The sequence below is a fragment of the Nocardia sp. NPDC004068 genome, from assembly GCF_042874315.1.
Lineage (GTDB): Bacteria > Actinomycetota > Actinomycetes > Mycobacteriales > Mycobacteriaceae > Nocardia.
The window spans coordinates 142,974-165,449 of the sequence record NZ_JBIAMW010000003.1 but is presented as its reverse complement, the minus strand read 5'-3'; the positions used below and the strand labels follow the sequence as shown (position 1 = coordinate 165,449).

At 70.0% G+C, this 22,476-nt stretch carries 19 protein-coding genes; 7 read left to right on the top strand and 12 right to left on the bottom strand.

What is annotated here, in order from left to right; genetic code table 11:
- Nucleotides 1–15: 15 nt before the first annotated feature.
- Nucleotides 16–438 carry a hypothetical protein gene (locus ACFYTQ_RS08320; protein ID WP_387358239.1) on the top strand — a complete coding sequence of 141 codons (423 nt, stop codon included), beginning with the start codon at nt 16–18 and terminating at the stop codon, nt 436–438.
- Between the two features lie 3 nt (nt 439–441).
- Here the strand turns inward: ACFYTQ_RS08320 and ACFYTQ_RS08315 are convergent, their stop codons facing one another.
- The 4 genes from ACFYTQ_RS08315 to ACFYTQ_RS08300 all read right to left on the bottom strand — a co-directional run bounded on the left by ACFYTQ_RS08315 (nt 442) and on the right by ACFYTQ_RS08300 (nt 6,522).
- Entirely contained in the window at nt 442–1,194 is a 753-nt protein-coding gene (locus tag ACFYTQ_RS08315) for an isocitrate lyase/phosphoenolpyruvate mutase family protein (RefSeq protein ID WP_387358237.1), read from the bottom strand.
- 244 nt (nt 1,195–1,438) lie between these two features.
- Complete coding sequence (locus ACFYTQ_RS08310) at nt 1,439–3,175, bottom strand: glycosyltransferase family 87 protein (RefSeq protein WP_387358235.1); 1,737 nt, start codon at nt 3,173–3,175, stop codon at nt 1,439–1,441.
- 11 nt (nt 3,176–3,186) lie between these two features.
- On the bottom strand, nt 3,187–6,018 hold the full coding sequence (locus ACFYTQ_RS08305; RefSeq protein WP_387358233.1) for a transglycosylase domain-containing protein: 2,832 nt from the start codon (nt 6,016–6,018) through the stop codon (nt 3,187–3,189).
- 93 nt (nt 6,019–6,111) lie between these two features.
- Entirely contained in the window at nt 6,112–6,522 is a 411-nt protein-coding gene (locus tag ACFYTQ_RS08300; RefSeq protein WP_387358231.1) for a DUF5318 domain-containing protein, read from the bottom strand.
- A gap of 159 nt (nt 6,523–6,681) precedes the next feature.
- Here ACFYTQ_RS08300 and ACFYTQ_RS08295 point away from each other — a divergent pair, with 159 nt between their 5' ends.
- Both ACFYTQ_RS08295 and ACFYTQ_RS08290 read left to right on the top strand, forming a co-directional pair.
- Entirely contained in the window at nt 6,682–7,239 is a 558-nt protein-coding gene (locus tag ACFYTQ_RS08295) for a PadR family transcriptional regulator (RefSeq protein WP_387358229.1), read from the top strand.
- On the top strand, nt 7,232–8,329 hold the full coding sequence (locus ACFYTQ_RS08290; RefSeq protein WP_387358227.1) for an inositol-3-phosphate synthase: 1,098 nt from the start codon (nt 7,232–7,234) through the stop codon (nt 8,327–8,329). Before ACFYTQ_RS08295 ends, ACFYTQ_RS08290 begins: the two co-directional genes overlap by 8 nt.
- A gap of 58 nt (nt 8,330–8,387) precedes the next feature.
- Here the strand turns inward: ACFYTQ_RS08290 and ACFYTQ_RS08285 are convergent, their stop codons facing one another.
- From ACFYTQ_RS08285 to ACFYTQ_RS08260, 6 genes are all read right to left on the bottom strand, one after another.
- Nucleotides 8,388–8,813, bottom strand: a complete 426-nt coding sequence (locus ACFYTQ_RS08285; protein WP_387358225.1) for a GyrI-like domain-containing protein — start codon at nt 8,811–8,813, stop codon at nt 8,388–8,390.
- A gap of 10 nt (nt 8,814–8,823) precedes the next feature.
- Nucleotides 8,824–9,285 carry a GyrI-like domain-containing protein gene (locus ACFYTQ_RS08280; protein ID WP_387358223.1) on the bottom strand — a complete coding sequence of 154 codons (462 nt, stop codon included), beginning with the start codon at nt 9,283–9,285 and terminating at the stop codon, nt 8,824–8,826.
- Nucleotides 9,286–9,492: 207 nt separating this feature from the next.
- Entirely contained in the window at nt 9,493–11,802 is a 2,310-nt protein-coding gene (locus ACFYTQ_RS08275; protein ID WP_387359171.1) for a transglycosylase domain-containing protein, read from the bottom strand.
- A 93-nt stretch (nt 11,803–11,895) separates the two neighbouring features.
- A complete protein-coding gene (locus ACFYTQ_RS08270; protein ID WP_387359169.1) occupies nt 11,896–12,750 on the bottom strand; it encodes a carbohydrate ABC transporter permease in 855 nt (284 codons plus the stop codon).
- 8 nt (nt 12,751–12,758) lie between these two features.
- The gene (locus tag ACFYTQ_RS08265) at nt 12,759–13,781 is read right to left on the bottom strand and encodes a carbohydrate ABC transporter permease (protein WP_387358222.1); all 1,023 of its coding nucleotides are present in this window, start codon (nt 13,779–13,781) and stop codon (nt 12,759–12,761) included.
- A gap of 46 nt (nt 13,782–13,827) precedes the next feature.
- Nucleotides 13,828–15,129, bottom strand: a complete 1,302-nt coding sequence (locus ACFYTQ_RS08260) for an ABC transporter substrate-binding protein (RefSeq protein ID WP_387358220.1) — start codon at nt 15,127–15,129, stop codon at nt 13,828–13,830.
- Nucleotides 15,130–15,238: 109 nt separating this feature from the next.
- Here ACFYTQ_RS08260 and ACFYTQ_RS08255 point away from each other — a divergent pair, with 109 nt between their 5' ends.
- The 4 genes from ACFYTQ_RS08255 to ACFYTQ_RS08240 all read left to right on the top strand — a co-directional run bounded on the left by ACFYTQ_RS08255 (nt 15,239) and on the right by ACFYTQ_RS08240 (nt 20,320).
- Complete coding sequence (locus tag ACFYTQ_RS08255; RefSeq protein ID WP_387358218.1) at nt 15,239–16,078, top strand: DUF2786 domain-containing protein; 840 nt, start codon at nt 15,239–15,241, stop codon at nt 16,076–16,078.
- Nucleotides 16,075–16,596: a TIGR04338 family metallohydrolase gene (locus ACFYTQ_RS08250; RefSeq protein WP_387358216.1), complete on the top strand. Its 522-nt coding sequence runs from the start codon at nt 16,075–16,077 to the stop codon at nt 16,594–16,596. Before ACFYTQ_RS08255 ends, ACFYTQ_RS08250 begins: the two co-directional genes overlap by 4 nt.
- Nucleotides 16,597–16,672: 76 nt before the next feature.
- Complete coding sequence (locus tag ACFYTQ_RS08245) at nt 16,673–17,530, top strand: SDR family oxidoreductase (RefSeq protein WP_387358214.1); 858 nt, start codon at nt 16,673–16,675, stop codon at nt 17,528–17,530.
- Between the two features lie 21 nt (nt 17,531–17,551).
- Entirely contained in the window at nt 17,552–20,320 is a 2,769-nt protein-coding gene (locus ACFYTQ_RS08240) for a P-loop NTPase fold protein (protein WP_387358212.1), read from the top strand.
- Here ACFYTQ_RS08240 and ACFYTQ_RS08235 read toward each other — a convergent pair.
- Together ACFYTQ_RS08235 and ACFYTQ_RS08230 are read right to left on the bottom strand one after the other, a co-directional pair.
- On the bottom strand, nt 20,309–21,280 hold the full coding sequence (locus ACFYTQ_RS08235; RefSeq protein WP_387358210.1) for an o-succinylbenzoate synthase: 972 nt from the start codon (nt 21,278–21,280) through the stop codon (nt 20,309–20,311). The genes ACFYTQ_RS08240 and ACFYTQ_RS08235 overlap by 12 nt on opposite strands.
- Nucleotides 21,281–21,289: 9 nt before the next feature.
- The gene (locus ACFYTQ_RS08230; RefSeq protein ID WP_387358208.1) at nt 21,290–22,459 is read right to left on the bottom strand and encodes a thiolase family protein; all 1,170 of its coding nucleotides are present in this window, start codon (nt 22,457–22,459) and stop codon (nt 21,290–21,292) included.
- Nucleotides 22,460–22,476 lie beyond the last annotated feature (17 nt).

Sequence of the window (22,476 nt, the reverse complement as noted above, 5' to 3'; positions counted from 1 at the left end):
CGATGGAGCCGATGCATGTCGACAAGCGTTGTGCAGCACCAGGATATGGGTCAGTATCGCGAACTGGCAGGCCGATTGGCGTCGCTGATGCAGTCCGGGCCCGAGCGGGCCGGGGCGCTGAACCAGCTCATCGAGGCGGTGGCCAACCCGCAGATGTTCACCGACATGCTGATCGCCTACGCGGGCCGCTGGTTCAACGAGACCGGCGGCGCGTCGGTGCTGCTCGGGCCCGAGATGTTCTGGGCCCTGTCGGCGCCCGACGCGCCGGTCGGCAACTCGATCACCGCCGAACTGGCGGCGCACACGGAAATGGGTGGCGGCGAACGCAATCGGAAGATGCTGCTGATCTGCCTGCTCGAACACCTCGCGCAGAATCAGTGGCAGGCCGCGACCGCGGGCCTGTCCGAACCGCGCATGGTGACCGGCGGGCTGGTCTGAGTCTCAGCGCCAGCGCGCCAGCAGCCGGTTCGCCTCGGTGGTCAGCGCGCGTTGCAGGAACGGCCCGAAACTGACTCGGGCCACGCCCAATTCGGCGAATCCGGCGCGATCGCCCTGATCCGGCAGGGCGATCGAGTTGATCGGCAACGGCAGTTCCGCGCACAGCCGCCGCAGCGTGTCGGGGTCGTGGCGGCCGACGGGGTACAGCACGTCGGCCCCCGCCTCGGCGGCCAAGCGCAGCCGCTCGAGCGCGCGGTCGAGCCGGTCGGCCGGGTCGCCGATCTCGCGCAGGAACAGGTCGGTGCGGGCGTTGACCACCACGTGCACGCCGGCGGCGTCGGCGGCCCGGCGCAGCTCACCCACGAAATCGGCGTGCTCGCGCGCCTCCCGCAACCGGCCGCCCTCGCCGTGCACGGTGTCCTCGATGTTCAGCCCGACCGCGCCCGCAGCCAGCAGGCCCTCGATCAGCTTCGCGGGCTCGAGCCCGTACCCGGATTCGATATCGACCGACACCGGCAGGTCGACGGCCGCGGTGATCTCGGCGATCCGGCCCATCGACTCCGCGAAGGTCATCCCCTCGCCGTCGGATCGGCCCAGCGAATCGGCGAGCGGATGGCTGCCCACGGTCAGGGCCGCGAACCCGGCCTCCTGGACGAATCCGGCCGACCAGGCATCCCAGACGGTCGGCAGAATCACCGGATCGCCGGGTCGATGCAACTCGAGAAATGCGGCGGCCTTGTCGCTCAATGCGCTCATGGTTCGATCCTCGCGTACCGACCACCGGTACGCCAGCGCCGTATCCCGCGCGCCCGCCCCCGGCCCACCCGGCGGCCCGTCCTCAATGGCCCATGCCGCGGACGGAACGGCGACACGACCTCGGTGGCCCCTCGATGCCCCGGATGAAACGGGGACATGACCTCAATGGTCCCTCGACGTCCCGGACGGAAGGGGGCGCGAGCTCAGTGGCCCTCCGATGTTCCGGACGGAAGGGGGCACGACCTCAATGGCCCGCCGATGCCCCCGACGGAACGGGGACACGGGTGAGGGTCGTGGGGGCGAGACGGGGGCGCAGGGGGCTCGGCAGCCAGGGGAGGAGTGGGTCGGCCGCGCGGTCGAGGATGCCGCCGACCGGGTCGTCGACGCCGTCGCGGCGGATCGGATCCTCGAGCGGACGGTAGATCTGTCGCACGATCAGCAGGCAGATGCCCAGGACGGCCAGATCGCGCAGGACGACCGTGCCGGTGAACCACTGCTCGGGCACGCCCTTCTTGTCGGTGCCCAGGTAGTAGTACATCCGCGGGAACCACACCAGCGCGTCGATCGTCATCCACGCCAACAGGATTCGCCGATGCGGCAGCGCCAGCACGGCCAGCGGCACCAGCCACAGCGAGTACTGCGGGCTCCACACCTTGTTGGTGAGCAGGAACGCCGCCACCACCAGGAAGGCCAGCTGCGCCACCCGCGGCCGCCGGGGCGCGGTCAGCCCGACGTAGGCCACGCCCGCGCAGGCCAGCAGGAACAGCAGCAGCGAGACGGCGTTCAGGATCGTCGGGGTGTCGGACGGGGCCAGCGGACCGTCGAAGCCGGACCAGCCGGTGAACGAGGTGATCACGTTGTAGATCGAGTCCGGATCGGCGTGCCGTTCGGTGTTGAGCCGGAAGACCTCCCGCCACCCGTCGGTGAACGGCACGGCGATCGGCAGATTCACCAGCAGCCAGGTGCCCAGCGCGACCACCACGGTCACCCCGGCCGCGCGCAGCGGCCGCACCCGGGTGCCGTCCAGGTACTCGCGCAGCCCGGCCAGCCGATCGGAACGGTTGTGGCGCAGGTGATCCCACAGCGCGGGCAGCCGCTGCCGGCTGTCGCTGCGCAGGCACAACACCACGATCGGCCCGAGCAGCAGCAGCGGATACAGCTTCGCCGCCCCGCCCAGCCCGAGCAGCAGACCCGCGAGCACCGGCCGCCGCCGCGCCCACGCCAACAGCCCGGTGGCCGCGAAAGCCGTTGCGAGCGCGTCGAAATTCGTGAAGGCGTGCACCAGCACCAGCGGGGACAGCGCGACCAGCGCCGCGTCCCAGATCCGCCGCCCGGCCAGTTGGGTCGACGCCCACACCGTCACCAGCCAGGCCAGCGCCAGCCCGACCACGACGACGTCGAAATACACCACCACCGGCAGCGCGGCCGGCAACCGCAGTTGCAGCCAGCCGTTGGAGATCTTCATCGCCAGCCACTGGTACAGCCCCGACAGCACCGGATACTCCATGTACCGGGTCTGCGGTTGGCCGTCGGCGCCGAATTCGGTCCACCGCTTCTTGTACGGGAACGCGTCCTCGTTGAGATGTTCGGCGCCGTAGAGCGGAACCGTGTCCGAGTAGCACATGGCCACGTACTGGCGGCCGTTGTTCCAGTCCAGCGTGAGATGTCCGGAGGCGTCGGTGGTCTGCTGAACGCACCCCGCCTTACCGGCCCAGCCCAGCGCGAGGAACACCACCGCGAAGGCGAGCACGATCCGCAGCGGCGTCCAGAACCGGACCCGGCCGATCAGCGCGTGATGGCCGACCGGACCGCCCGCGATCGTGGACAACTGGGCGGTCAGCGAGTCGGTGCGGCTGGGCTTGTCCCGCCGGTCCGCCGACCGCAGATCCGGTGCCAGCGGCGCCGGGGACGTGAATCCGGTTGGCGTATCCGGTTTCTCGTTCCCGGCGGCCGCGTCGGTCACCAGTGGCTGCTCGATCACGGCACCCGAGGCTACCGGGGACCGGAATTGCCGTGTCCCGCACCGGCTGTCGGCCGCGTGTTGCCGCCGGATTCGGTGGCCGAGGGCGAGGCGCCGTCGGCGGGTGCGACCGGCTGTCCGGGCAGCGGGCCCGCACCCGAATCCTGCGGTTGCTGCTGGGCCTGCGGTTGTTGCTGGCGCGACTGCGGATTCGGCGCGAGGCCCGGCACCGGGATGCGCACGCCCGGCAGCACCTCCACCTCGCTCGGCGTCACGACCACCGGCGGCACGAACTCCGGCACGGTGCTCGACGGCGGGGTGTAGGCCGCGGTCCAGGACGGCACACCGGCCTGGCCGCCGATCGGCTTGGGCGGCGGGAACTTCTCGTTGGTCGTGCCCTTGAGGGCGCCGTCCATCGTGTCCTTCCAGATGTCGGCGGGCAGACCCGAGCCGTAGACCATGCCGCCGCTGGCGTTGCGCAGCTTGTCGCCCTGCTCGGTGCCGACCCAGACCGCGGTCGACAACGAGGGGGTGAAGCCCACCATCCAGGCGTCGCGGTTCTCGCCGGTGTCGCCGAGCTGCGCGGTACCGGTCTTGGTGGCCGACTCGCGGCCGCCCGCCAGGTTGTGGTTGCGCGACCACTGCGCGATCGGCTTCATCGCGTCGATCAGGTTGGTGGCCACGGCATCCGAGATGCGCTGCTCGCCCGCCACGTCGCCGCGGTCGAGCAGGACCTGCCCGTCGGCGGTGACGACCTTCTGCACGAAGTGCACCTTGTGGTACTGGCCCAGCGCGGCGATCGTCGCGTAGGCCGAGGCCATGTCCAGCGGCCGGGCCTGGTACTGGCCCAGGATGATGCCGGTGTTGGGCGGGCCGCCGTCGGGTTCGGACAGCGATTTGCCCACGCCCGGAATCTCATCCGGGATGCCGAGCTTGTGTGCCATGTCGGCGATCTTCTGCGGGCCGTTGGCCTCGCCCATGTCCAGCTCCATGCGGTAGAAGCTGGTGTTCAGCGACCGCTTGAGCGCCTCGGCGATGGTGCAGGTGCCGCAGGACTCGCCCTCCACGTTGGTGATCTTGATGCCGTGCACCGACAGCGGGGAGCTGTCGTACATCGTCGAAAGCGGTTTGCCCATCTCGAGATTCGCGCCGAGGCCGAACACCTTGAACGCCGAACCGGGCATCAGACCGGCGTTGGCGAAGTCGTAGCCCTGACCGTTCTCACCGCCGTAATAGGCCCGCACCGCACCGGATTTGGGATCCACCGACACGACCGCGGTGCGCAGGTTGTCGGGTTCGCCCTTCATGTTCTTGCGGGCCGCCTCGACCGCGGCGTCCTGCGCCTTCTGATCGATGGTCGTGGTGATCTGCAGACCCTCGGTGTTGATCTGGGTGTCGGAGATACCGGCCTCGGACAGCTCGCGCATGACCTGCCGCTTGATCAGGCCCTCGGGGCCGGAGCTGTCGTTGGTGGCCTCGTTCGCGCTGGAGGGCTGGACCTTGGGGTAGGTCATCTTGGCGCGATCGGCGGCGGGCAGGTTGTTCATCGCGACCATGCCGTCGAGCACGTAGTTCCACCGGGTCTCGGCGCCCTTGGGATTGTTCTCCGGGTCCAAGCCGTAGGGCTGCTGGATGGTCGCGGCCAGCATCGCGCCCTCCTCGACCGTCAGGTCCTGGACCCTCTTGCCGAAGTAGGCGTGCGCGGCGGCGTCGATGCCGAAGGTGCCGCGGCCGAACGGAATCGTGTTGAGGTACGCGGTGAGGATGTCGTCCTTACCCCACTGCCGCGCCATCTTGGCGGAGATCACCAGCTCGCGCATCTTGCGGGTGAGCGAGTGCTGATTGCCGACCATCGAGTTCTTGACGTACTGCTGGGTGATCGTCGAGCCACCGCCCGCGCTCTCCTTGCCCAGCAGGTTGTCGCGCAGCGCGCGGGCGAAGCCGGAGATGGAGAAGCCGGGGTTGGTGTAGAACGAGCGGTCCTCGGCCGCGAGCACCGCGTTGCGGACGTGCGGCGGGATGTCGTTGATCGTCACATCGGTCCGATTGCCTTGCGGCGGAACGATTTTGCTGATCACCGAGTTGCCGTCGGAGGCGAGGATGGTCGCCACCTGATTGGTTCGGAGGTCGCCGGGTTTGGGCACCGAGACGGTGGAGTAGGCGACCAGGAACGTCGCGCTGGGCACCACGATGGCCAGCGCGATGAGCACGTAGAGCACCCGGCGCACGATGCGCCACGGCGACTTCTTCTTGGCCGCCGTGCCTTTCGCCCCCGGCTTGCGGCCGCCGGGCCCACCGGAGCCCCCACTGCCGCCCCGGCGCGGCGGCGGTCCGGACGGGGGAGCGGTGCCCCCGGCCGATCGGCGCGTGCCGGTGTCGAGATCGTCGCGGTCCCCGGCGGGGCGCGGCCGGGTGGCCGTGCCCGTTCCCGCGCCCGGGGCGGAGATCTTCAGCGTCCGGTCCGGTTCGCCCGGGCGCTGCGGCGAACCGGGTCGGCGACCGGGCTGTCCGGGTTGTCCGTTCGGGCCGCGCGGCGGTTGTCCGGCGCCGCCCCGCGGGGCGGGACCACCGGGACCTCGCGGCGGTTGCCCGCCCGGACCCCGCGGTGGCTGTCCGTTCGGGCCGCGCGGCGGCTGCCCGCCGGGCGCGCGGGGCGGTTGCCCGCCCGGTGCCCGCGGCGGTTGGCCGGGCTGCGGCCCGGTGCGGGGGGCGCCGCTCGTGGGCGGACCCTGCCGAAGCGGCGGCAGTGGCCTGGCTCCGGGCGGTGGGCCGCCCGGGCGCGGGGGCGGGTAGCCGCCGGGCCCGGGCTGCGAGCCGCGCGGTCGGCGGTCGCCGTTCGGTCCATCGTCGTAGGGCGAAGTCACAGCCTGGATCTCCATAACTCGATACGGTCCGGGTTCGCGGTCGTGCGACCGCGCGGGCACGCCAGCACGCCGCGGGTCAGCGAGCGGGTCCCGTCATTCGGCGGCGGTCCGTCGCGTGCCGGTGCGGCGCCGCGACGGTGTCGGAGCGCGACCCAGCACGTAGGACTGCACCAGATGATTCCAGCTGCAGGTCCGGCACACCTCGACGACGTGCACCGTGAACTCCTCGCGGGACTCGGCCAGCCGGATCAGCTCCTCGGGCGTGCGAGCCGAACCCGCGACCTGACCCAACCCCTCACCGTAGACCCACGATACGAGGGTGAGCTGTTCCTTCCGGCAGATAGGGCAGGTGACCTCGCTCCCCCGCCCGTGAAATTTGGCCGCCCGCAGCAGATAGGGGTTGGCGTCGCAGACCTCGGCGACATCGACCCGTCCCGCGTACACGTCGGCCAGCAGTGACCGGCGCCGGAGCGCATAGTCCACCACCTGCCGCTGAATTCGCACGAGAACCAGAGTAGCGGCCGCCCGCACCGGTCGCCGTGGCGTCTTCGGGCCGGTTCGCGCCGCGGGCGGGGTGATCTATCGACGACTATATCGGTGCGATATAGTTTGGAATCGCATCCATCGGTTAGGTCTGTAGAGCACAGTCAGGAGGTGTGGCCCGTGCTCGAGCTGGCGATTCTCGGGCTGCTCCTGGAATCCCCGATGCACGGTTACGAGCTGCGCAAGCGGCTGACGGGCCTGCTCGGACCGTTCCGAGCGTTCTCCTACGGGTCGCTGTATCCGACCCTGCGGCGGATGCAGGCCGACGGCCTCATCGCCGAGGAGAGTCCGGCCGGGGCGGTCACGCGGCGCGCGCGGCGGGTCTATCAACTGACCGAGCCCGGGCGGGAGCGGTTCGGCGAACTGCTCGCCGACACCGGACCGCAGAACTACACCGACGACGGCTTCGGCGTGCACCTCGCCTTCTTCAGCCGCACCCCCGCCGAGGCGCGGATGCGCATCCTCGAGGGCCGGCGGCGGCAGGTCGAGGAGCGCCGAGAAGGACTGCGGGAGGCGATCAAACGGGCCAGTGGGACCCTCGATCGCTACACCCGCCAGCTCCACCAGCTCGGCCTGGAATCCAGCGAGCGCGAAGTGCGCTGGCTCAACGAGTTGATTGCCGCGGAGCAATCACTGAAGGCGGCACCACAGAAAGAGGGAAATATCGGCCATGAGTGATGTCAACACGGCTGCAGGAGCCACCGAGATTCGCGTGGCCATCGTGGGTGTGGGCAACTGCGCTTCCTCGTTGGTCCAGGGCGTGCAGTACTACAAGGACGCGGACGAGACCGCGACCGTGCCCGGTCTCATGCACGTCAAGTTCGGCCCCTACCACGTCCGCGATGTGAAGTTCGTCGCCGCGTTCGATGTCGACGCCAAGAAGGTCGGATTCGACCTGTCGGACGCGATCTTCGCCAGCGAGAACAACACCATCAAGATCTCCGACGTGCCGCCGAGCGGGGTCACCGTCCAGCGCGGGCCGACCCTCGACGGCATCGGCAAGTACTACGCCGAGACCATCGAGCTCTCCGACACCGAGGCGGTCGACGTCGTGCAGGCGCTGCGCGACGCCCGCGTCGACGTGCTGGTGTCCTACCTGCCGGTGGGCTCGGAGGAGGCCGACAAGTTCTACGCCCAGTGCGCGATCGACGCGGGCGTGGCCTTCGTCAACGCGCTGCCGGTGTTCATCGCCTCCGATCCGGTGTGGGCGAAGAAGTTCACCGACGCCGGGGTGCCGATCGTCGGCGACGACATCAAGAGCCAGGTCGGCGCGACCATCACCCACCGCGTGATGGCCAAGCTGTTCGAGGACCGCGGCGTCCAGCTCGATCGCACCATGCAGCTGAACGTCGGCGGCAACATGGACTTCAAGAACATGCTCGAGCGCGAGCGGCTGGAGTCGAAGAAGATCTCCAAGACCCAGGCCGTCACCAGCAACCTCAAGAAGGAGCTGGGCGCGGGCGACGTGCACATCGGCCCGTCCGATCACGTCGGCTGGCTCGACGACCGCAAGTGGGCCTACGTGCGCCTCGAGGGCCGCGCCTTCGGCGACGTGCCGCTGAACCTGGAGTACAAGCTCGAGGTGTGGGACTCGCCCAACTCGGCGGGCATCATCATCGACGCCATCCGCGCGGCCAAGATCGCCAAGGACCGCGGCCTCGGCGGACCGATCCTGCCCGCCTCGGCCTACCTGATGAAGTCCCCGCCGAAGCAGATGGCCGACGACATCGCGCGCACCGAACTCGAGGAGTTCATCATCGGGGCGTGATGCCTTGTGCGCCATGCCTTTTCGGCCGGGGTCTCGGACGAGTCCCCGGCCGAAAAGGTCAGTCCAGCGACACGTACACCTCGACCGACGTCGGCCCGGTGTACCGCTCGATCTCCGCGGTGTGCGAGCGCGTGATCGTGCCCGCGTTCTCCGCCTTGGCGACCGCGGCCCAGGCCGTGCGCAGCAGATCGTAGGGCTTGTCGGAGACGACGAATTTGGCGTAGCGGCCCGCGGGGATGCGGGTGAGGACGTCGCCGGTGTCCAGCTCGGCCAATGAGGTCAGCTCGTAGCCCAGCACCGCGACGGCGTGGTCGTTCTGTCCGACGTAGGCCGCCACGCGCGGCACGTTCTTCTCCCGGGCCAGATAGCGATCCCAGGTGAAGTTCACCAGGTCCAGATCGCGCGCGGTGACCTCGCGCCCGGCCAGCGGCACGGTGAGCCCGCCGACCAGACTGCCGTTCAAGGTGACGATTTCGAAGTCCACTCCCGCTCCCCTACCTGTCGCCCTCGGATGGCTCGGTCACCGCGACGAACACCTCGACCGTGTGCGCGTCGGGATAGTGCTCGAAGTCGCCGGTGTAGGCCCGGACGATGGCCCCGGCCGCCTCCAGATCCCACACCGCCCGCCAGACCGCGACGATGGTGTCGCCCAGGTTGTCGCCGCTGCGGATGAACCGCGCGAACCGGCCCGCGGGCACCCGGGCCAGGACGTCGCCGGGCGGCAGATCGTCCGGGCTGTCGAGCCGATAGCCCACGATGTGGGTCAGATACGAACCGATCTCCGGCGCGTGATCGACGTACGCGGTCGCCGGGGGTCCGGGCAGAGTGCGCGCGAGATTGTGCTTCCACGCCTCCTCCACCTTCAGCCGGCGCGGCCCCTCGACCGCCAGCGCCGGGCTGCGTAGCACCGTCCCTGCCACCAGGGTCTCGTGGCGCTCAACGACATTGAAATCCACCGGTGTCGCCCCTATGTCTCGTGCTTGGTATGCCGCGCGGCTCGCGCCCGATCCCTGCCGCCGCTCGCGTCTGCGCCCAGCGTAGCCGCACCTGTCCGATCCTCGGGCCGTGGTCTCACCGCGTCCACCCTATCGGCGGCCTCGAAGCGACGGTTCCAGAACGAGGATTCGCTTCGTCACAACAACGCCGTCGGCACAACAGTGCCGTCAGCCCGGAACCGGAATGGACAGCCCGGGGAAGATCTCGACCTGTCTGGGTGGGGGCGGGGGCGGCGGCATCGGCGGGGGATTCGGCGGCGGCGCAGGTGGGGGCGCCGGAGCGGGGACCGGTCGCGGCGGCGGCGCGGGATTGGGCGGCGGGGCCGGATTCGGTTGCGGCGTCGGGCTGGACGGCGGTCCGAGGATGTCGAACGGGCCGTGTCCCTGTTCGGTGGGCGGCGGCGCCACGCCGAACGGACCGACCCCCACGGTATCGGGCTGCGGCTGTTCGGGCGCCGGGAACTGCTCGACCGGCGTGCCCGCGAGCGCCCCGTCCATGGTCCGCTTCCAGATGTCCGACGGCAGGCCCGAACCCCAGACGGCCCCGCCGCGCGCGGTGTGCAGGGGGGCGGGCTGTTCGGTGCCGATCCACACCGCCGTCGACAGCGACGGGGTGAACCCGATCATCCACGCGTCCTTGTTCTCCCCGGTGTCCCCGAGCTGGGTGGTCCCGGTCTTGGCCGCCGCGGGCCGCCCGGCCAGCGCGTGCCCGTTGGAGTAGGCCGGGATCGGCAGCATGGCCTGGGCGGCGGTGTCGGCGATCCGGCGCCCGATGCGCGGTTCGGACGGACGTTGTTCGGGCGCACCGCGATCCAGCAGCACCCGCCCGTCCCCGGCGACCACGCGCTGCACGAAGTAGGGCGGGTGGTACACCCCCGAGGCCGCGATGGTCGCGTACGCCGAGGCCATATCGATCGGCCGCACCGAGTACACGCCCAGCACGATCGACGGCTGCGGCGGCCCGTCGGCCTCGGCGAGGGTGCGGCCCGGCACGCCCGGAATCTCCTGCGGAATACCGGCCTCGTGCGCCGCGTTCGCGATCGCCTGCGCGCCCACGGTCTGCGCGAGCCGATAGAAGCTCGTGTTCAGCGACCGCTTGAATGCCTCTGCGAGCGAACAGGTTCCGCAGGACTCGCCCTCCACATTGGTGACCTTGACCCCGTTCACGGTCACCGGCGCGCTGTCGAGCTGATACGACAGCGTGATGCCCTGCTGCAACGCCGCGAGCACCGCGAACGTCTTGAACGACGACCCGGTCTGCAACGGCGCCTGCGCGAAGTCGAAGCCCACCCCGTCCTCGCCGCCGTAGTAGGCGCGCACCGCGCCCGAGCGCGGATCGATCGACACCACCGCGCCGCGCAGTTCGGGCGGCTGCCCGCCGAGCGTGGTGTGCACCGCGTCGAGCGCGGCCTGCTGGGCGCGCGGGTCGATCGTGGTGACGATGTTCAACGCCCCGGTGTCGATGTCGTGCTGGGACACCCCGGCCGCGCGGATCTCGCGCAGCACCTGGGTGCGCAGCAGCCCCGCCGGGCTGTGCGCGGCGTCGTCGGTGGCCTGCGGCGGGGGCGCGATCTCGGGGAACCGGACCGTCTGCCGCAGTCCCGGCGCGAGCGTGCCCATCGACGCCATGCCGTCGAGCACGTAGTTCCACCGCGCCTTCAGCTGGTCGAGGTGGGTCTCCGGATCCAGGATCGACGGCGTGCGCACGACCGCCGCCAGCACCGCGCTCTCGGCCAGGGTGAGTTCCGGGACGGGTTTGCGGAAGTACGCGTCGGCCGCGGCGGCGATGCCGTACGCCCCGCGGCCGTAGTAGATGGTGTTGAGATACGCGGCGAGGATGTCGTCCTTGCTCCACTGCCGGGCCATCTTCGCGGAGATGATCAGCTCCCGCATCTTGCGCGAGAGCGTGCGCTCGGAGCTGAGGAAGGCGTTCTTGACGTACTGCTGGGTGATGGTCGATCCGCCGCCCGCGTCCTCGCGCCCGGTGAGGTTGTCGCGGGCCGCGCGCAGGAAGGCCTCGGTGGAGAAGCCGGGGTTGCGGTAGAAGTCGCGGTCCTCGGCCGAGAGCATCGCGTCGCGCATCTGCTGGGGCACGTCCGACAGCGGCACCGGCGTCCGATTACCTTCGGGCGGAACGACTTTCGCGAGTTCGGTGGTGCCGTCGAGGGCGGTGACGGTGGCGATCTTGTCGGTCGGCACATGCGCCGGATCCGGGATGTCGGCGCTCCAGTAGGCCAGCACCACCAGCAGCGACGGGATCGCCACGAAGATCAGGAACAGCGCCAGCAGCAGCCGCCGGACCCGCTGGGCGCGGGTGCGGGGCGGGCGCGGCTCGGACTCCTCAAGCGCCTCCGGCCGCGTGCGCCGCCGCGGTCCCCGGCTCCGCTCCCGGCGCGCCGCCACCGTCGGGATCTGGTTCCACCCGGCGACCGACGGGTACGGAGCAGGGGGCCTGCCGTCTCGTCGCCTGCGGAACAATCGCACGACATCCTCCCGGGTTTTCGGCGAAACCACACGAGCAAGATCGATCTACCGCGCAGAAGGGATCCGAAACCAGGGTACGACGGCCGGTCAGCTCTTGACGCCACCCGCGGTGAGTCCGGAGATGATGCGGCGCTGGAACAGCAGCACCATGATCACCAGCGGGACGGTCACGATCGTGCCCGCCGCCATGATCGCCGCGTACGGCGCGACGTGCGGGTCGTTGCCGGAGAAGCGCGCGATGGCCACGGTCACCGGTTCGGTCGCGTCGCTGGACAACAGGCTGGCCAGCAGGAATTCGTTGACCGCCGCGATGAACGCGAGGATGGCCGTGGTGAATACGGCTGGCGCGGCGAGCGGCAGCATCACCAGCCGGAACGCCTGGAACCGGCTCGCCCCGTCGATCCGCGCGGCCTCCTCGAGTTCCCAGGGCAACTCGGCGAAGAACGACGCCAGCGTGTACACCGTCATCGGCAGCGCGAAGGAGATGTTGGGCAGGATCATCGCCTGGTACTGCCCGATCCAGCCGATGTCGGTGAACAGCTGGAACAGCGGGGTCACCAGCACGACCACCGGGAACATCGAGGCGCTCAGGATCAGCCCGGCCACGATTCGCTTGCCGCGGAACTCGATTCGCGCGATCGCGTAGGCCGCCATCACGCCGACCACCAGCGCGATGAGCGTCGTGGCCGTGCCGATGACGATGCTGTTGGTCAGCGCCTTGCCGAAGTTGTTGCCGCGCGAGGTGTCGAAGGCGTTCTGGAAGTTCTTCAGCGTGATGTGCGTGGGCCACGGCGTGTTGTCGAAGGTGAAGGCCGGATCGCGGAAGGCCGTGACGGCCATCCAGTAGAACGGGGCCAGCCCCCACACCAGGATGATCAGCGCGCCGAGGTAGACCCGTGCCGAACCGAGCCGCTTGGACCAGGGCACGCCGCTGCCGGAGATCGTTGCCACTACTGCGCCTTCCGCTGTTCTTCCTGGGTCGCGACGGCGTTGGCGCCCAACACCTTCACCAGCACGAAGGCCACCGCGAAGATCATCAGGAAGGTGAGCACCGACAGCGCCGACGCGCTGTTGGCGCCCTGGCGCACCTGATCGACCACGAGAATCGAGAGGGTCCGGGTGTTCGGATTGCCCTGGGTCATGATCGCGGGCAGATCGTAGAGCCGCAGCGCGTCCATCGTGCGGAACAGCACGGCCACCAGCAGCGCGGGTTTGAGCAGCGGCAGCGTGATGTGGGTGAACCGCTGCCACGCCGAGGCGCCGTCCACGCGCGCGGCCTCGTACACGTCACCCGGAATGATCTGCAGCCCGGCCAGAATCAGCAACGCCATGAACGGCGTCGTCTTCCACACATCGGCCACCACCACCGCGACCCGCGACCACGTCGGATCGGTCTGCCACAGGATGTGGGTGCCGAGCACCCGGTTGATCACCCCGTCGTACTGGAACATGAACTCCCACAACCGCGCCGTCACGGCCGTCGGGATCGCCCAGGGGATGAGCACCGCCGCCCGCAGCAGCGCCCGGCCGCGGAAGGTCTTGCCCATGATCATGGCCATGCCCAGCCCGATGGTCGCCTCCAGCGTCACGGTCACGACCGTGAACAGCAGCGTGACCGCGATCGCGGCCCAGAACTGCGAGCCGAGATTGCCTGTCGGACAAGCCTCCACACCGCCCGCGGGCAGCGTGCACTGTTGCAGCAGCCAGTGCGTGTAGTTGCTGACGCCCGCGGGCCCGCCCTCGACGAACATGCCGGTGGCGTCGTCGATGCCCGCGTCCTTCTGGAACGACATCCAGACCGCGCGCACCACCGGATAGCCGATGACGACGGCCAGGGCGAGCAGGACGGGGGCGACGAACAACCAGGCGCGCCCGGGCCCCTGCAGGGCATTGCCCCGGCCGGGCCGCGGTGGGGGCGGCGCGGTCGGGGCGGCGGGCGGCGCGAGGTCGATCGCACCCGAAGGATCCGACACGTTCAACTCTCCTACGGGGCTGACTCGACTGGGACGACGCCGTCGGTCAGGAACCGGCGGCCTCGATGCCCTTCTTCATGCCGGTGACCGCGTCGTCGACCGACTTGCTACCGGTCAGGGCAGCATAGGCGTTGTCCTGGATGGCTTTCGACACCGCGTTGTAGTAGGGGGTGAGCGGGCGCGGCACCGCGCTCGCGACGGAATCCTTCAACGCGGGCAGGTAGGGGAACTTCGCGATCAGCGCCGGATCGTCGTAGAGCGAGGCCCGCACGGGCGGGAACGCGCCCTCGGCGACGATGCGCTGCGCGTCCTCGCTGATCAGGAAGCGCAGGAAGTCCAGCGCGGTGGCCTTGTGCTTGGAGTAGGCGCTGATGGCCGCGTTGTAGCCGCCGAGAGTGGAGGCGCCGATGCCGTCCTTGCCGGGCAGCGGGGCCACGGCCGTATCACCCTTGACCACCGACGAATCCGCGTTGGCCACCCCGTAGAAGTTCGGCCAGGTGCGCAGGAACAGCAGTTTGCCCTGGGCGAAGGCGTTCTGGCTCTCGGGCTCCTTGAAGGAGATGGCCTCCTTGGGGATGTCGCCGTTCTTGTAGGCGTCCACGAGCACCTGCAGGCCCGCGCGCGACTGCGGGCTGTCCACGGTCGGGGTCTTGCCGTCCGGGCCGACGAAGGTGCCGCCGTAGGCGTTGATCACCTCGGCCGAGTTCACGGTCAGACCCTCGTAGGGGGCGAATTGCCCGGCGTAGCAACCGATTCCCTTGTCCTTGGCGACGGCGCAGTCGCCGAGCAGTTCGGTCCAGGTCTTGGGCGGGTTGGGCACCAGATCCTTGCGGTAGTACAGCAGGCCGCCGTTGGTGTTGCGCGGCGCGGCGTAGAGCGTGCCCTTGTAGGTCGCGCTGGCGACGGTCGGCGACAGCAGGGTCGCGGTGTCGATGGAGAACGAGTCCTTCAGCGGCTGAATCCAGCCCTTGGCCGCGAATTCGGCCGTCCACGGCACGTCCAGGGCCATCACGTCGTAGTCGGACTGCTTGGCCTTGAGGTGCTGGGCCAGGTCGTCGTACTGCTGGGAGGCGTCGTTGGACTGTTCCTTGAAGGTGACCTTCTCGTCGGGATGCGCCGCGTTCCACCGATCGATGAGGTTCTTCACCGCCCCGGTCTCGGTGGTGTCCTTGCCCTCCACATAGGTGATCGGGCCACGGCCACCGAGGTTTTCGGAGGTGGGATTGTTGCCGCCCCCGCTCGAGCAGGCACTGGTGAAGGTGGCGGTCAACAGCGCAGCCGAGGCGGCGGCCAGCGCGGCACGGGAGACCAGGGACGAGCGTCGTGACGACACCGTGTTCAAAGCCATCGATACTCCAGAGTAGGGACGTGAGCGCCAGCACACTCTGCCGGTTGCACAAGGCAAGATACATTGCCCACGCCCGCTCGTGTCCTCCGGTTCTCTATTCTGGGGGCCGATGTCGACGCAGCTGACCCAGGACAAACTGCTCACCCGGATCGGTGGCCTCTTGCGCCAGGCCGAGTCCACCGACAACGAGCACGAGGCCGAGGCCTTTCTGGCTGCGGCGCAACGACTGGCGACCCGGTCCTCGATCGATCTCACGGTGGCGCGCGCCCATATCGCCGGGCGGGAGCGGCGGCCGACGCCGGTGCAGCGCGTCATCGCGATAGGGGAGGCGGGCAAGCGGGGGTTGCGCACGTATGTGCAGCTGTTCGTGGCCATCGCCGCCGCCAACGACGTGCGCTGCGATGTGGCCCGCTCCTCGACCCAGGTCTACGCCTACGGTTTCGACACCGACATCGCCACCTGCGAGGCGCTGTACGCCAGCCTGCTGGTGCAGATGGTGCGCGCGTCGGACCAGTACATCAAGTCCGGCCAGTACAAGTCGGCGACGGTGGAGAAGATCGTGGTCGAAAGCCGTTGGGGCCGAAGGGTCGAGCGGCGCATACAGGCACCTGTCGCAGCTGTGACGGCACGCCTGAATTTCCAGATGGCCTTCGCCGCGCGGATCGGCAAGCGCCTGGCCGAGGTGCGGGCCGACGTCGAGGCCGAGGCCAAGGCCGAACCGGCGGCCGCCGCGGGCACCGCACTGGCCCTGCGCGACAAGGAGATCGAACTGCACGACTTCTACAGCCGCACCTCCGAGGCCCGCGGCACCTGGCGCGGGCCGCAGGAGTCGGCGGGCTACTCGCCCGGGGCGCGCCGGGCCGGGGATCGGGCGGGCCGGGCCGCCCGCCTGGGCACGTCCCCCGAATTGGGCGGCGCGCGCGGGCAATTGGAGTCCGGCGACGAATGACGGGCACGAACGCCCGAGACGCCCAGCGCGGCCGGGTCTACGACGCCGAGGGTCTGGCGCGCCGCATGTTCGACCGCGCCGACGAGTGCGGCGTCCGGACCGTCGAACTGCACGGCTCCCAGATCACCCTGCCCATCGAGCGCCGATTCGCGTCCGTGGACTCGGTGCGCGACTACATCGACCGGGTGCTCGCGCTGAATTGGGTGCGCGCCCGATGGCCCCGCGCCGCGACCCCGCTCACCGTCCGCGCCCGCGCCGGCGCCACGGCCGCCCACTACGAATCCGACACGGCCGTCCTCGCCGTCCCCCTACACCACCGCGGAACCGCCTGGGCCCTGCGGGAATTGGTGATCCTGCACGAACTGGCCCACCACCTCGAACCCCTCGCCGCCGAACTCGCCCCCCACGGCCCCGAATTCTGCGACCGCTACCTCGAACTCGTCGACGGCATCATCGGCCCCGAGGCCGCCCTCGTCCTGCGCACCACCATGCTCGGCTGCGGCGTCCGAATCGGTTGATCGGCACCGCACCCCCGCCCTGCGCGCACCCCCGCCCCGGGTCACCATGAGGCGGGGTATCGGGAAGGGAGAGCCGATGAGAGTGGAACCCGGACAGGTCGCCGTGGTGACCGGCGCCGCCAACGGCATCGGCGCGGCGCTGGCGCGCGCGTTGAGCGGACGCGGAGCGCGGGTGGTACTCGCCGATGTCGAGGAGCGACGGCTCGCCGAGGTGGCCGCCGCACTCGACGGCGAGACGCTCACCGTCCGCACCGACGTCGCCGACGAGACCCAAGTGCACCGGCTCGCCGACACCGCGCTGCACCGATTCGGCACGATCGACCTGCTGTTCAACAACGCGGGCACCGGCGCGAGCGGCCCGAGTTGGCAAGTGCCTCCGGCCGATTGGCAACGGGTCCTCGCGGTCAACCTGGGCGGCGTCGTGCACGGTATCCGCGCCGTCGTCCCGGCCATGGTGGCCACCGGACACGGCCACATCGTCAACACGGCCTCGGTGGCCGGACTGCTGCCCGACCCGTTCCACGTGCCCTACACGGCGAGCAAACACGCCATCGTCGCGCTTTCGGAATCCCTGCGCGAGGAGTTGGCGATCATCGCGCCCGGCATCGGCGTCACGGCCGCCTGCCTCGGCCCGGTCGACACCCGTCTACTGCGCGGCGTCCCCGACGACACCGACGAGCGACCCGCCGAAGGCCGGGGCGCGTGGCTGTCCGCGCTCACCCCCGAGCAGTGGGAGCGATTCCAGCCGACGCGGGCCAAGGCCCGAAACATGAAGGCGGCCGCGGTGTCTCCCGAACGCGCCGCCGAAACCATCCTGGCGGCGGTCGAATCCGATCGGATGTTCGTCACGACCGATCCGAGTTATGCGGCGGCCGTGCGGGATCGGGCCGAGCGGATCGCGGCCGAGTTGGAGGGGGCGGGGCTAGACTGCTGACCATTCGTGCGAGGGGGCGGCATGGCCGGGACAGAGCTGATCGATCTGGGAACCGCAGGGGGCGTGCGCTTCTCGATCGCGATCACCAGCGAACCGTGGACGTTGAACATCGACGCGATCGTGGTGTCGGTGGGCCACAGCGGGCTGGGCAGTCTGGCCGGGGCCCTGCGGCATCATTTCGCCTCGGCCGCTTGGGAGTCCGCGCCACTGGCGACGATCACCTGTGAAAGCCCGTATGTCCTGCGGCTGCCCAACGACGGCCGTCCGGATGTGGTGCTGGCCCGCGCGGTACTGGTCAACGCGCGAGCCGTCATCGGGGCCGAAAGCAGCGGGATCACCGACGAGAGCCTGCGCACCGCGACCGTCTCCGCCCTGCGCGCGGCCAGCGAAACCGGCGCTCGGGCAATCGGAATGCCGCTGCTGGCGACGGGCGCCCTCGGCGTCCCGGCACGTCATGTCGCTCGCGCCGTCGTCCCGGCGGCGGTGGAGACGGTGCACGGCCTGCCCACTCGTGACACCGATGAATTGGTCTTCATCTGCACCGAACGCACCGCGGCCGCCGCCATCGAGGCCGAGTTCGTCCTCGTCCCCGACATCCGATCCGCCAGCCCCCTCGACCTCGCGGGCGGTGTCTCCAGCGACCTCGTCGACCCCAACCGCGGCATCGCCCTGTCCGAGGACCGCCTCGGCGTCGCCCCCTACGTCTCCATGCTCGCCACCGTCATCGCCGACCGGTCCACCCCCTTACCGCTCTCGGTGGGCGTATTCGGCGAATGGGGTTCGGGCAAGAGCTTTTTCATGGCCATGCTGCGCGAACGCATCCGCCACCTCGGCGCGTCCGGCGATCCGCGCTACTGCCAGGAGATCGTCCAGATCGGTTTCAACGCCTGGCATTACACCGACACCAACCTCTGGGCCAGCCTCGGCGACGAGATCTTCCGTCAGCTGGCGGGCACGGGCGCGGTCGCCCCGGAGCGCGCCGAGCGGTTGCGCGCCGAGCTGAGCGAACGACTGGACCAGCGGCAACAGCTCGAGATCGCCACCGCACAGGCCCGTGACACGGTCGCCGAACTCCAGGCGAAGGTGCACGAGGCGGTGACCCGGCGCGAGGCGTCCGCGATGAATCTGATTCGCGCCCTGCGTGCCTCGGCCTCGTTCCGGCGCACCACCGAGCGGCTGTGGCGGCAGCTCGGCATCAGCGAGGAGCGGGAGCAGGCTCGTGTCCTGGCCGAACAGTTGGAGGGCACGCTCGGCGAGGCCGAACTGCTGCGGCGCGCCACGCGCTCCCGGGTGGGCTGGTTGTCGCTGGTGGGGGCGCTGGCGCTGGGCGGTTTCGGTTTGCTGGTCGCGATCGTGGTCGGTCAGGTGGCGAACCGGCTGGCGCTCGGAACGAGTGTGTCCGCGCTGGTGGCCGGGCTGGGCGGGATCACCTACCTGGTCAGCCGGGGACACGCCGGTCTGCGCCGGCTGCGGAGCCTGCGCGAGGAGTTGGCCGGCGATATGCACGCCGCGGCCGAGGAGACGGTCGGCGAGCGAATGTCGGGAACCCTGAAGCAATTACGCGCGGCCGAGGCCGAACAACGCGTCGCCCAGGCGCAACTCGACGATGTCGTGACCCACGTCGGCGAACTCGGCCGCCAGCTCGCCCAGCTCGCACCGGGCCGACGGCTGTACACCTTCCTCGCCGAACGCGCCCAGGGCGATTCCTACGCCGGGAATCTCGGCCTGGTGTCCATGATCCGCAAGGACTTCCAGCAGCTGGTCACCCTCATGGACGAGTGGCGCCGCGATCCCGAACCGCTGGCGTCGCGCCGCCCCATCGACCGCGTCGTCCTCTACATCGACGATCTCGACCGCTGTTCGCCCGCCCAGGTGGTGGACGTGCTGCAAGCCGTGCACCTGCTGCTCGCCTTCGAACTGTTCATCGTCGTGGTCGGCGTCGACCCGCGCTGGCTGCTGCGCTCGCTGCGCAGCCGGTACTCCGAACTGCTGGTCGCCGACGAGGACCCCGACGCCGACGAGGAATGGCATTCGCCCGAGGACTACCTCGAGAAGATCCTCAACGTCCCGCTCATCCTGCCGCGCATGTCCGCCGGGAGTCTCGGGCGGCTGCTGAAGTCGTTCGCGGGCAGCGAGATCGCCCCGGTACGGGCCGTGGCCCCCGCTCCCGAGCCGGTGGCCGAACAGGCGGCGATCCCCATCGAACGCGGCTCCGAGGTCGACACCCAGCACTTCACCCCGATCGCCGCCGAACCGCCGCATCCGCTGACCGATCGGGAACTGGCCGTCCTGAGCGCCTTCGACCTGTTCGTCGAGACGCCGCGCGAGGCCAAGCGAATGCTCAACCTGTATCGCATGATCCGCTCGACCCGGGATCTCTCGTCCACATCGCGATTTCTCGGCCTCGATCAGCGGCCCGGCGAATTCGAGGCGGTCGCGGTCCTGCTCGGCGTGCTGGCCGCCCAATCGTGTGTGGTGGCACCGCTGTTCGACGCCGCGCCCAATCGCAACGAGGGCATCGCGGGCGGCCTGACCCATCGCGACGCCGACACACCCTGGTCGGAGTTCCTGGCCGATATCGAACCCCGCTGGTCGGGCACGGGCAGATCCAACGGCATTGTCGGCCAGATCCCGAACGCCCATGTGCCGCACTGGCATCGGCTGCACCGCGGACTGACCGTGGTCGGCAAGACCATCACCTTCCCCGACCTGGCCGACCTCCAACTATGGCTCCCCCGAGTCCGCTGCTTCTCCTACGTCATCCACCCCATGGGCTACTCACACCACTGACCGCACCCGCTCCAACCTCGCCCGCCACCACTTCTCACGATCCGGATCCGGATGCCGATAACGAGCGAGCAGATCCGGATCCGGAACCGGGGGAGTCGCCGGAACCGGAAGATACCCGTCGACCGGCCGCAGCGACTCGCCGATCACATCCCCCTCGAACAGCGTCACAGTGCCCAGCCCGCAAGCGAATTCGAGATCCGGCAGACTCCCCGCGAGCGCGAGCTGCGCGGCCAGCCCCACACTCGTCTCCAATGCCGACGACACCACACACGGCAGGCCCGCCGCCTCCGCCACCCGCAGCGCGCGCCGCACCCCGCCCAGCGGCGTGCACTTGAGCACCGCGATATCGGCGGCTCCCGCGACCGCGACCCGCAGCGGATCCTCCGCGCGGCGGATGGATTCGTCGGCCGCGATCCGCACCTCGACCCGTCGCCGCACCGCCGCCAGCTCCTCGACGGTCCGGCACGGCTGTTCGACGTACTCCAAACCCTTTGCGGCGCGGTCGATTCGGGCGATGTGCGCGACGGCGGTATCGACATCCCACACCGCGTTGCCGTCGATCCGGATCGCGCCGCCGGGGCCGAGCGCGTCCCGCACGGCGGCCACCCGTTCGAGATCCTCGGCCAGGGCGTCCGGATGGTCGGCGACCTTCACCTTGGCCGTGCGGCAACCGGATCCGGCCACGATGGCGTGCGCCCGTTCGGGTCCGACCGCGGGCACCGTGCAGTTGACGGGGACGCGGTCGCGCACCGGCGCGGGCCAGCCGACCGTCGCCTGTTCGACGGCGGTGGCCAGCCAGTGCGCGGCCTCGCGGTCGTCGTACTCGGGGAAGGGGCAGAACTCGCCCCAGCCGAGCGGGCCCTGGATCAGCATGCCCTCCCGGACGGTGATGCCCCGGAAGCGGTTCCGCAGCGGAATCGCGTAGACGAGGGCCGATCCGTAGTCCAGGGCGTCGCTCACGCGGCGAGACTACAACCGTTCGAAGATCGTCGCGTTGGCCAGGCCGCCCGCCTCGCACATGGTCTGCAAGCCGTAGCGCGCGCCCCGCTCCCGCATGGCGTGCACGAGGGTGGTGGCCAGCCGCGCGCCGGACGCGCCGAGCGGATGCCCGAGCGCGATCGCGCCGCCGTTCACATTGACCCGCGACAGATCCGCGCCGGTGTCCCGCTGCCAGGCCAGCACGACCGAGGCGAACGCCTCGTTGATCTCGATCAGGTCGATATCGGACAGCTGAAGCCCGGCCTTGGCCAACACCTTTCGCGTGGCCGGGATGACCGCGGTCAGCATGAGCAGCGGATCGTCGCCCGCGACGGCGAAGCTGTGCAGCCGGGCCAGCGGCCGCAGACCCAGTTCGCGGGCCTTCTCGCTGGTCGTAATGAGTACGGCGGCGCTGCCGTCGTTGATCTGGCTGGCGTTGGCGGCGGTGACGTTCCACCCGATCTCCGGGAAGCGGGCGGCGTAGGCGTCGCTGTAGTAGGCCGGGCGCAGTTTCGCGAGGGTGTCGAGGGTGCTGCCGACCCGAATGCCCTCGTCCGCGGTGAGCCCGGCGATCGGCGCGAGTTCGGCGTCGAACGATCCGTTCTTCGTCGCGGTCGCCGCCTTGTCGTGGCTGGCCAGCGAGAACTCGTCCAGCGCGGTCCGGCTCAACCCCCAGCGCGCGGCGATCAGCTCGGCGCTGATGCCCTGCGGCACGAGATCGTCCGGGTACCGCTCCCGGAACGCCACCCCTTCCAGGTCGGTGGCGCCGATCAGGTTGGCGCCCATGGGGATTCGGCTCATCGACTCCAGCCCCGCCGCCACCACGACGTCGTAGGCCCCCGCGATCACCCCCTGCGCCGCGAAGTGGATGGCCTGCTGACTGCTGCCGCACTGGCGATCCACGGTCGTCGCGGGCACCGACTCCGGATACCCGGCCGCCAGCGCCGCCCGCCGCGTGATGTTCGCGGCCTGCTCCCCGACCTGCGTGACCACCCCGCCGATCACATCGTCGATCAGCACCGGATCGATTCCGCTGCGCCCCACCACTTCGCGCAGGCTGTGCGCCAGCAGGTCCACCGGATGCACCTCGTGCAGCGCCCCGTTCGGCTTGCCCTTCCCGATGGGAGTGCGAACGGCCTCGACGATCACCGCGTCTCTCATGGCGTCTTCCTTCCGAG

What these genes read in the sequence shown, in the direction of transcription:
- ACFYTQ_RS08320 (WP_387358239.1), top strand. Translation starts at nt 16, where the DNA reads ATGTCGACAAGCGTTGTGCAGCACCAGGATATGGGTCAGTATCGCGAA.
- ACFYTQ_RS08315 (WP_387358237.1), bottom strand. Translation starts at nt 1,194, where the DNA reads ATGAGCGCATTGAGCGACAAGGCCGCCGCATTTCTCGAGTTGCATCGA.
- ACFYTQ_RS08245 (WP_387358214.1), top strand. Translation starts at nt 16,673, where the DNA reads ATGAGAGTGGAACCCGGACAGGTCGCCGTGGTGACCGGCGCCGCCAAC.
- ACFYTQ_RS08290 (WP_387358227.1), top strand. Translation starts at nt 7,232, where the DNA reads ATGAGTGATGTCAACACGGCTGCAGGAGCCACCGAGATTCGCGTGGCC.
- ACFYTQ_RS08255 (WP_387358218.1), top strand. Translation starts at nt 15,239, where the DNA reads ATGTCGACGCAGCTGACCCAGGACAAACTGCTCACCCGGATCGGTGGC.
- ACFYTQ_RS08240 (WP_387358212.1), top strand. Translation starts at nt 17,552, where the DNA reads ATGGCCGGGACAGAGCTGATCGATCTGGGAACCGCAGGGGGCGTGCGC.
- ACFYTQ_RS08230 (WP_387358208.1), bottom strand. Translation starts at nt 22,459, where the DNA reads ATGAGAGACGCGGTGATCGTCGAGGCCGTTCGCACTCCCATCGGGAAG.
- ACFYTQ_RS08260 (WP_387358220.1), bottom strand. Translation starts at nt 15,129, where the DNA reads ATGGCTTTGAACACGGTGTCGTCACGACGCTCGTCCCTGGTCTCCCGT.
- ACFYTQ_RS08250 (WP_387358216.1), top strand. Translation starts at nt 16,075, where the DNA reads ATGACGGGCACGAACGCCCGAGACGCCCAGCGCGGCCGGGTCTACGAC.